This is a genomic window from Aeromicrobium sp., assembly GCF_014378035.1.
Lineage (GTDB): Bacteria > Actinomycetota > Actinomycetes > Propionibacteriales > Nocardioidaceae > Aeromicrobium.
In genome coordinates this window covers 1-8,577 of the sequence record NZ_JACMOM010000393.1, presented here as the reverse complement: position 1 = coordinate 8,577, position 8,577 = coordinate 1, and the positions used below count along the sequence as shown (strand labels likewise).

At 67.6% G+C, this 8,577-nt stretch carries 8 protein-coding genes and 2 pseudogenes; 7 read left to right on the top strand and 3 right to left on the bottom strand.

Annotated features, from left to right (window positions below; translation table 11 throughout):
- The coding region (locus H7290_RS20825) for a hypothetical protein (RefSeq protein WP_290515836.1) at window positions 1-196 on the top strand (196 nt) is incomplete at its 5' end.
- A gap of 632 nt (window positions 197-828) precedes the next feature.
- On the opposite strand, the gene H7290_RS20820 is transcribed toward H7290_RS20825, so the two are convergent.
- Window positions 829-1,032, bottom strand: a complete 204-nt coding sequence (locus tag H7290_RS20820; protein WP_290515928.1) for a hypothetical protein — start codon at window positions 1,030-1,032, stop codon at window positions 829-831.
- Between the two features lie 22 nt (window positions 1,033-1,054).
- Here H7290_RS20820 and H7290_RS21455 point away from each other — a divergent pair.
- The 3 genes and pseudogenes from H7290_RS21455 to H7290_RS20810 all read left to right on the top strand — a co-directional run.
- Window positions 1,055-1,363: pseudogene (locus tag H7290_RS21455) on the top strand (hypothetical protein); the annotation flags it as partial.
- Between the two features lie 28 nt (window positions 1,364-1,391).
- Window positions 1,392-1,766 (top strand): annotated as a pseudogene (locus H7290_RS20815) (hypothetical protein); the annotation flags it as partial.
- A 31-nt stretch (window positions 1,767-1,797) separates the two neighbouring features.
- Window positions 1,798-2,679, top strand: coding sequence for an alpha/beta fold hydrolase (locus H7290_RS20810; protein ID WP_366927665.1), 882 nt, complete (start codon window positions 1,798-1,800; stop codon window positions 2,677-2,679).
- Between the two features lie 40 nt (window positions 2,680-2,719).
- Here the strand turns inward: H7290_RS20810 and H7290_RS20805 are convergent, their stop codons facing one another.
- Both H7290_RS20805 and ppdK read right to left on the bottom strand, forming a co-directional pair.
- Window positions 2,720-3,226, bottom strand: a complete 507-nt coding sequence (locus tag H7290_RS20805) for a TetR/AcrR family transcriptional regulator (RefSeq protein WP_290515927.1) — start codon at window positions 3,224-3,226, stop codon at window positions 2,720-2,722.
- Window positions 3,227-3,371: 145 nt separating this feature from the next.
- Window positions 3,372-6,113 carry a pyruvate, phosphate dikinase gene (gene ppdK / locus H7290_RS20800; RefSeq protein WP_290515926.1) on the bottom strand — a complete coding sequence of 914 codons (2,742 nt, stop codon included), beginning with the start codon at window positions 6,111-6,113 and terminating at the stop codon, window positions 3,372-3,374.
- Between the two features lie 319 nt (window positions 6,114-6,432).
- Between ppdK and H7290_RS20795 the strand changes: the two genes are divergently transcribed.
- From H7290_RS20795 to H7290_RS20785, 3 genes are all read left to right on the top strand, one after another.
- Window positions 6,433-7,806, top strand: coding sequence for an aromatic ring-hydroxylating dioxygenase subunit alpha (locus tag H7290_RS20795; RefSeq protein ID WP_290515925.1), 1,374 nt, complete (start codon window positions 6,433-6,435; stop codon window positions 7,804-7,806).
- Window positions 7,803-8,048, top strand: coding sequence for a hypothetical protein (locus H7290_RS20790; protein WP_290515924.1), 246 nt, complete (start codon window positions 7,803-7,805; stop codon window positions 8,046-8,048). Before H7290_RS20795 ends, H7290_RS20790 begins: the two co-directional genes overlap by 4 nt.
- A gap of 31 nt (window positions 8,049-8,079) precedes the next feature.
- Window positions 8,080-8,577: SDR family oxidoreductase (locus H7290_RS20785; RefSeq protein WP_290515923.1), on the top strand; the 498-nt coding region annotated here is incomplete at its 3' end.

Below are 8,577 nucleotides of genomic sequence, written 5' to 3'. Positions count from 1 at the left end.
TTCGGATGACGCCGTGGATGAGGTCGGCACCGACACGCTCGTGATGGCCCGCTACCAGATGCGGGCCGAGAAGCGGGAAGAGGAGTGGCGGCTCTCGATGCTCCGATTCATCCCGTACGGAAGCCACTCCTTTGCAGGGGACGCAGCCGGAACTGCTGACGACCTCACCACGAACCATCCCTGGTTCGCCCAATGACCGATCCGGTCCTCGACCAACCAGTCACCTTCGTCACCGGCGCAGGGTCGGGGATCGCGGGGCCGCCACCGTCCGCCTACTGGCCGCGCCCGGGCGCCGCCTCGTAGTTGTCGACGCGGCGCAGCCCGCGTGCGCCAAACTGCCTGATGGGTCCACCAAGGGGGCGGCCCCGCGGTCGACGCTGCTTCGGCGACCGAAGCGGCGGCGCCGGCATCCGGCCCCGCCAGCGACTTTGAATGGAGGAGTACAGCGTGGCAGGGGCGTGGTCCGTCCTGCTACTTCTACGTTCGTTCCCACAGGTGACGCCGTGCACGACCGGCGGCAACTCCGGACTCTGACTCCCTTGCCCAGCGACGCCGATGCCGATGCCGCTCAATCGTCAACTCCTTGAAGCGCGTACGCCTGCTGTCCAAGGCGCACCAAGCGTATCTGGACTGGACACTACCCGGATGAATGGGCGGACTACGCCCGCCCACATGCCTGGATCTCATGACGAGCTGAGGGAACTGCTGCAGGATCAGGTGACTGGTTGGGTCACGCGGTCTGAATACCGCAACGTACCGATCAGGACGCTGTTCGATTGGCGTCAGGCCAGCACGTTCAGGCTCGGTCCGCGAGGTGGCGAAGTGGGGTCACGGTGGCCAGGGGGCTTGGTCCGCTCCGGGGCCTGGCCTCCCGTCGTCACGGGCATCGAGGACCTCGAAGAGGCGGCGGGCGAACTCGCGGTGCAGAACGACCAGCCGCTCGAGCACGTCGTAAGTCTGGTCGACGAACTGGGCCGGGTCGGCCAGCGCCTTGCCGATCACGTCGAGCTCGAAGTGCACCAACCGACTCACGATCCCAGCCCGGCCGTGCCACGTGGCGCCGTACAGCCGGCCTGGGGGCCGAGGTGCTGCGCATCGCGCTCGGCCGGTCCGAGGTCGCGCCGGCTCGCGGAGACTGGCGCTTCAAGGATCCGACGTGATCGAGCAACCCGGTCTACAAGCGGGTGGCCAGACGTATCTGGCCGCGTGCGAGGCCGTGGACAAGGTGCTTGACGACATGGACGGCGAGGGTGACCGCACCCGCGCCGAGCGGTCACGCTTCGTCATGGGCATCCTGACCAGCGCCCTGGCGCCCACCAACTCGCTGGTCGGCAACCCGGCGGCGCTGAAGAAGACGTTCGAGGCTTGGGGGCCAACCTGCTGCCGGAGCCGAAAACTTCGGCCACAACCTGCGCCGCAACGGCGGGATGCCGTCGACCTCCAAGGCAGGGACCCTGAAGGTCGGGGAGGACCTGGCGATTACGCCCGGGCAGGTCGTCGACCGCGACGACTTCGCCGAGCTGTTGCAGTACACCCCGGTCACACCCCGGGTCCGGGGGTGACCCATGCTGGTCGTCCCGCCGCCCATCGGCCGCTATTACTTTCTGGACCTGAGACCAGGTCGTAGCTTCGTGGAGCACGCGGTCGCCAACGGGCTGCAGACCTTCCTCCTGAGCTGGCGCAGCCCGGTCCGGAACAGTCCGAATGGGACATCGACACCTACGCTGATCGAGTCCTCTCGGCGATCGACGCCGTGCGGGAGGTGACCGGCTCGGAGGACGTCAACGTCATCGGGTTCTGCGCCGGGGGGGGATCCTGACCACCGCCGTCCTCAACCACCTCGCGAGCCGGGGGGACGACCGGATCCACTCGGCTACGTACGCGGTCACCCTGCTCGACTTCGGGCAGTCCGCGCCGATCGGAGCATTCTCCTCGGCCCGACTGCTCTCCGTTGCCCGCTTCAACTCGGCCCGGGACGGCGTCATCAGCGCCCGGACGATGGGCAACGTCTTCACGTGGATGCGCCTCAACGACCTGGTACGGAACTACTGGGTCAACAACTACCTGATGGGTCAGGACCCGCCGGTCTTCGACATCATGTCGTGGAACGCAGACGGCACCAACCTGCCCGCCGCACTCCACCGCCAGTTCCTCGACATCTTCGAGGACAACCCTTTGCCCACGGCCGGTGCCTTCACGGCGCCCGGGACGCCGATCGAGCCCGACCGGATCAAGGTCCCGAACTACGTGACCGGGGCCGTCAGCGACCTCCTGACCCCATGGAAGTCCTGCTACCTCACCACCCGGCTCCTGGCCGGTGACAGCACGTTCGTACTCAGCAACGCCGGCCACATCGCCAGCCTCGTGAACCCGCCGGGCAACCCGAAGGCCAGCTACTTCACTGCTCCGCTCGACGACTGCGAGTCACCCGACCAGTGGCTCGAACGAGCACAGAAGCACACCGGGTCGTGGTGGGAGCACTGGGCGGAGTGGGCCATTGAGCAGTCTGGCCGCGAGGTCCCAGCCCCGGCGGAACTCGGTTCGAAGCACCACCCGATGCAGGCCCCCGCCCCCGGCACCTACGTGAAACAGAACAACTGTGCGGTCAGGCGCTGGTTGTCTCGTCGGTGGCCGAGGTTCGCAGGGTCGCGTCGAGGCCGGCGCTCAGGAAGTGGATGAGCAGGTCGAGATCCAGGGTGGGCCCTCCGGTGCGCGCCATCTATGCGAGCTGGGTCACCAGGAGCGTGAAGCACAGCCGCATCGCGCGTTCGACACTCGCCGGCGAGGCATCGGGGTAAACGCGGGCCGCGGCGCGCCAGGTGAGCTTCGCCGAAGGCAGGTCGAGGATCAGGGTCGGATCGCTCTGCACGAGCTGGCTCACCAGGCGGACCCAGAAGTGGCCGGCCTCGGTGTGCGTAGCCAGCAGGTCGACATAGGGCTGGGCCAGCATGAGAACGAGGTCACGCGCGTCGGTGGGCTCCTGGGACCTGGCGATCTCTCGCGCCCGCGCCTGGACGGCGCCGATGACCGAATCGCCGTAGGTGTTGAGGACTGCGTCGACCAGGGCGTCCTTGGTCCCGAAGTGGTAGTGCACCGAAGCCGGACCCAGACCGGCCTCTCGGTTGATGGCCCGGATCGAGACGGCGTCCATCTCGTGCGTGGCGAACAGCCTGAGCGCCGCCTCCAAAAGGAGTTCACGACCGTCGATGTCACTACGCCTGCCCATCGCCCACCCCTCGACCGATTCAATCACTCGATCTTGGGGCACCACATCGTCGCTCGGCCCTGGCATCGGGCAGGCCATCGCCCGCAGTTGGCGGCCGACAGCGCCAAAGTCCTCGTCACCCGGTTCCACTGTCCTCGTAGCCAGGTCAGGCCCGCTGGATCTCCGGCTGGATCCCCGGGCCGCCGGAGGTCTTGACGTCGGACCGGCCAAGGACTGCCCGGCCGGCCTCCAGTCGCGCCACCGGCACCCGGAAGGCCGAGCACGACACGTAGTCGAGGTCGGTGCGGTTGAAGAAGTGGATCGACTCCGGGTCGCCGCCGTGCTCGCCGCAGACCCCGAGCTTGAGCCCGGGGCGGGTGGCCCGCCCCTCGCGGGCGGCGATCTCCACGAGTCGGCCGACCCCGTCGGCGTCCAGGCTCTCGAACGGCGAGACGGTGAAGATGCCCTTGTCGAGGTAGGCGGCGAAGAACCCGGCCTCGACGTCGTCGCGGCTGAAGCCCCACGTGGTCTGGGTGAGGTCGTTGGTGCCGAAGGAGAAGAACTCGACGACCTCCGCCAGCCGGAAGGCGGTCAGCGCCGCGCGCGGCACCTCCACCATGGTGCCGATGGGCACGTCGAGGCTGACCCCCTCGGACGCGGCCACCTCGGCCAGGATCGTCACCGCCTCGTCACGGATCAGGTGCAGCTCCATGAGTGATCCAACGAGCGGGACCATGATCTCGGGCCGCGGCTTTCCCCCTGCCTTGATCCGCGCCGCGGTCGCCTCGGCGAGCGCGCGGATCTGCAGGCCGTAGAGCCCGGGCACCGTGAGCCCCAGACGCACGCCGCGCAGCCCCAGCATCGGGTTCGTCTCGTGGAGCCGGTTCACCGCCGCGAGCAGCTTCAAATCGACGTCGACGGTCTCACCCCGTTCCTGGGCACGTGCGACGGTGACCATCAGGTCGGCCCGATCGGGAAGGAACTCGTGCAGCGGTGGGTCGAGCAGCCGGATCGTCGTCGGCAGGCCGTCCATGGCCTCGAGGATCTCGATGAAGTCCGCACGCTGAGGCGGCAGCAGCGCCTCGAGAGCCGCCTGCCTCGCCGAGGCGGTGTCGGCGAGGATGACACGCTCGATGAGGATCCGGCGTTCGCCGAGGAACATGTGCTCGGTACGGCACAGGCCGATGCCCTGCGCGCCCATCTTGCGCGCTCGCTCTGCGTCGGCGGCGGTGTCGGCGTTCGCCCGAACCTCGAGGCGGCGCACCGAGTCCGCGTGGTTGAGCAGGCGGTCCACCGCGCGGATCAGCTCGGCCACCTCGGCGTCACACGAGGCGAGCGTGACGGCGAGGCCCTCCTCCAGGTAGGTGACCACGGGGGAGGCCACCACGGGAAGCTCTCCGACGAACACCTCGCCCGTCGAGCCGTCGATGCTGAGGACGTCGCCCTCGCGGACCGCGACGCCATCGGCCTCGGCCAGCTTGGCCTCCGAGTCCACCTGCAATGACTCAGCGCCACAGACGGCCGTCTTGCCCATGCCCCGGGCCACCACCGCGGCGTGGGAGGTCTTGCCTCCTCGACTGGTCAGGATGCCGCTGGCGGCGATCATCCCCTCGAGGTCCTCGGGGTTGGTCTCACGGCGCAGGAGGACGACCTGCTCGCCGCGCGCAACCCACTCCACCGCGGTCGCGGAGTCGAAGACGACTTTGCCAACGGCTGCTCCGGGGGAGGCGGCCAAGCCGCGGGTCAGAAGGGTGCGATCCGCCTCGGCGTCGAACTGGGGGAACATCAACTGCGCCAGCTGGGCCCCGCCGACCCGCTCGAGGGCTTCGTCCATGGTGATCAGCTGCTCGTCGACGAGCTGCGTGGCAATGCGGAACGCCGCCGCCGCCGTCCGCTTGCCGACCCGCGTCTGGAGCATCCACAGCTTGCCCCGCTCAACGGTGAACTCGATGTCGCACAGGTCTCGGTAGTGGGTCTCGAGCCGGCGCATGTTGCGGCGCAACTCGGAGTAGGAGATCGGGTCGAGCTGCGCGAAGTCGTCGAGGCTGAGGGTGTTGCGGATGCCCGAGACCACGTCCTCGCCCTGAGCGTTGACCAGGTAGTCGCCGTAGACACCCTGCTGCCCGGTCGCCGGGTCGCGGGTGAAGCAGACGCCGGTGCCGGAGCTCTCGCCGAGGTTGCCGAAGACCATAGTGCACACGTTGACCGCGGTACCCAGGTCGTGGGGGATCCGCTCCCGGCGACGGTAGATGTAGGCCCGCTCGGTGTTCCAGGACTCGAACACGGACTCGGTGGCGAGGTCGAGCTGCTCGCGCGGGTCCTGGGGAAAGGGGCGGCCGCTGTGCTCGAGGACGATGGCCTTGAACGCCTCGACCAGCTCCTTGAGGTCGGCCGACGAGAGCTCGACGTCGCTCTCGACGCCCTTGTCGCTCTTGGTCTCGTCGAGCACGTCGGCGAACGCGTTGCCGTCGATCCCGAGAACGGTCTTGCCGAACATCGAGATGAGGCGCCGGTAGGAGTCCCACACGAACCGCTCGTCGCCCGAGGCCTCGATGAGGCCCGTGACCGAGAAGTCGTTGATGCCGACGTTGAGGACGGTCTCCATCATCCCCGGCATGGAGAACTTGGCGCCCGAGCGGACACTGACCAGGAGCGGATCCACCGAGTCGCCCAGACGACGTCCCACCACGTCCTCGAGACGGCGCAGGGCCATGGTGACCTGGACCCGGAGCTCGTCGGGGAGCCGTCCGTGGTCGAGGTAGTGGCGGCACGCCTCGGTCGTGATGGTGAACCCCGGCGGTACCGGGAGACCGAGCCTGGTCATCTCGGCGAGGTTCGCGCCCTTACCGCCGAGGAGGTCCTTCTGGTCCTTGTCCCCCTCCTCGAAGGCGTAGACGAGCTTCTTCATTGCGCCACCCTCCCCCGGCCGAGGAAGGCCCTCAGCACCCGCGGGGCCTCCTGCGCGGAGAGCAAGCGCTTTCCGTCGAGCAGTAGTGACGCATGGCTCGTGGGTGCCGATACTGGTGTCATGACTCCGCTTAGGGCTGGTTTCCTGATAGAGACTAGTGAAAGTAGCATTCGACGAGGGGATCGGGAACTCGGTCCACCCCTCATTGATCCAGGCTTCACCCTCGACACCGAGTCAATTACTTAGTAGGGTCAGTGAATAGTAACTCCGGCCCTCCAGAGGGAGGCTGGAGCACGTACGACCAGGTGGGAGATTCCTCATGACCCTGACCGACAAGCCAGAGACCGCGCAGGAGGCGGCGTCGTGGTACGAGCTGGTTCTCGAGGACAGGGTCCCGTTGCCGGCGTACCTGCGCGAGCGCAAGCAGTATGTGGCGGACACGACCCAGATCCCGGTGTCGGAGTACATCACCCGCGAACACCACCTGCTCGAGAAGGAGCACATCTGGCGCAAGGTGTGGCAGGTCGCCTGCCGTGAGGAGAACATCCCCCAGGTCGGCAGCTACGTCGTCTACGACATCGCCGGTGACTCCTACCTCGTGGTGCGCTCACGAAACGGCATCAAGGCGTACGTCAACGCCTGCCTGCACCGTGGACGCGTCCTCAAGGACAGCGACGGGAGGTGCAGCGAGTTCCGCTGTTCCTTCCACGGGTTCACCTGGCGTCTCGACGGAAAGCTCCGCTACTACCCGGCTCAGGGGGAGTTCCCCGACGTGGACCCGGACAGCGACGACTGGAAGCTGCCCCAGGCCAAGGTCGGCACCTGGGGAGGGTTCGTCTTCATCAACCCCGACCTCGGCTGCGAACCCCTGGAGGAGTTCCTCGGCGACATGCCCGAGCACTTCGCTGCCTGGGACTTCGAGAACCGCTATCTCGAGGCACACGTCGCCAAGCTGCTGAAGTGCAACTGGAAGATCGCGCAGGAGGCCTTCGATGAGGGGCTCCACCTCGCGGCGACCCACCCCCAGTCCGCGCCGTACGTCGGCGACGCGAACGCCGCCGTCGACACCTTCGGCAACTGGGCCCGGCAGATCAGCCCTTCGGGAACCCCGGTGGAGGACCTGCCGGCAGCGGTCACCGAGGAGGACATTCTCAAAAGGATGCTCGATGTCCGGGAGGGCGAGGAGCTGCCGATCCCGTTCCAACAGGACTCCACGGCCCGGGACAGCATGGCCGCGGCCGCACGCGAGCGCTGGCGCCCGGTCCTGGGAGATCGCGCCGACACCGTCTCGGACGCCGAGCTGGTCGACCACTGGAACTACGCGATCTTCCCCAACTACCACCCGTGGGGCGGCTACAACCGCATCGTTTACCGCTTCCGGCCCAACGGCGACCGCCACGACGAATGCATCTTCGAGGTCATGTTCCTAACGCCCTTTCAAGGCGAGCGCCCAGCCAGCGCCAAGGTCACCTGGATCGAGTTCGGGGAGTCAGCGGCAGACAAGGCGCCGGAGCTCTCGACACTCGCGCTGGTGATGGACCAGGACGCCTTCAACATGGAGTCGGTGCAGCGCGGGCTCGAGGCCACCCGGCGCACCCACGTGACGCTGTCGACGTTCCAGGAGTCCATGATCACCTGGCGCCACGACAAGATCATGGCGCTCATCGACGCCGGTGAGAGCGCGAAGTCATGAGCGACTCGGTCAAGGGCGCGATCCGCAATCCCCTCAACCCGCGGCAGCTCTACTACCGCGAGGAGGGCGGCACGGTGATGGTGATGATGGGGTCCAGGTGGGGACGCTTCCACGGCAACGGTGAGCACATCGACGGCCCGCTCTTCGAGGCCGATCCGGAGCTGTGCGTCTGGGTGGCTTCGCCGCGTCCCTCGAGCCACCACCGGCTCAGCCGCATCGTCGAGATGTCGGGGGAGCGGTGATGAGCACGATGATGACCCGGAGGAGCACGCTGTGGATCTGGAACTGATCGGCCGCAAGGCCCTGGTCACTGCTGGCACTCGAGGCATCGGCCGGGCCGTCGTCGAGCGACTCGTCCGTGAGGGGATGCAGGTGGCGCTCTGCGCTCGCAACCCCGAGGGAGTGGAGGCGGCTGTCGCCGAGCTGGGAGAAGAAGGTCAAGTGATCGGCGCCAGCGTGGACGTCAGCGACCACGCAGCCCTGGCGGCCTGGGTCGAGGAGTACGCAGACCGCCTCGGAGGCGTGGACGTGATCGTCTCCAACGCGAGCGCGCTGGGTGGAATCCCGCACTCGCCGGAGGGCTGGCGCCGCAACTTCGAGGTCGACGTCATGTCGGCGGTGTCCTTCGTCGACGCTGCTCTGCCGTTCCTGAGGAGGAGCGAGGCGGGAAGTATCGTGCAGATCGGCACCATCACGGCGGTCGAGAACCACTTCTATCCCGGAGGCGGTCTCAGCTACGGGCCGATGAAGGCGGCTCTGATCAACTACGTC

What these genes read in the sequence shown, in the direction of transcription:
- H7290_RS20790 (WP_290515924.1), top strand. Translation starts at nt 7,803, where the DNA reads ATGAGCGACTCGGTCAAGGGCGCGATCCGCAATCCCCTCAACCCGCGG.
- ppdK (WP_290515926.1), bottom strand. Translation starts at nt 6,113, where the DNA reads ATGAAGAAGCTCGTCTACGCCTTCGAGGAGGGGGACAAGGACCAGAAG.
- H7290_RS20795 (WP_290515925.1), top strand. Translation starts at nt 6,433, where the DNA reads ATGACCCTGACCGACAAGCCAGAGACCGCGCAGGAGGCGGCGTCGTGG.
- H7290_RS20805 (WP_290515927.1), bottom strand. Translation starts at nt 3,226, where the DNA reads ATGGGCAGGCGTAGTGACATCGACGGTCGTGAACTCCTTTTGGAGGCG.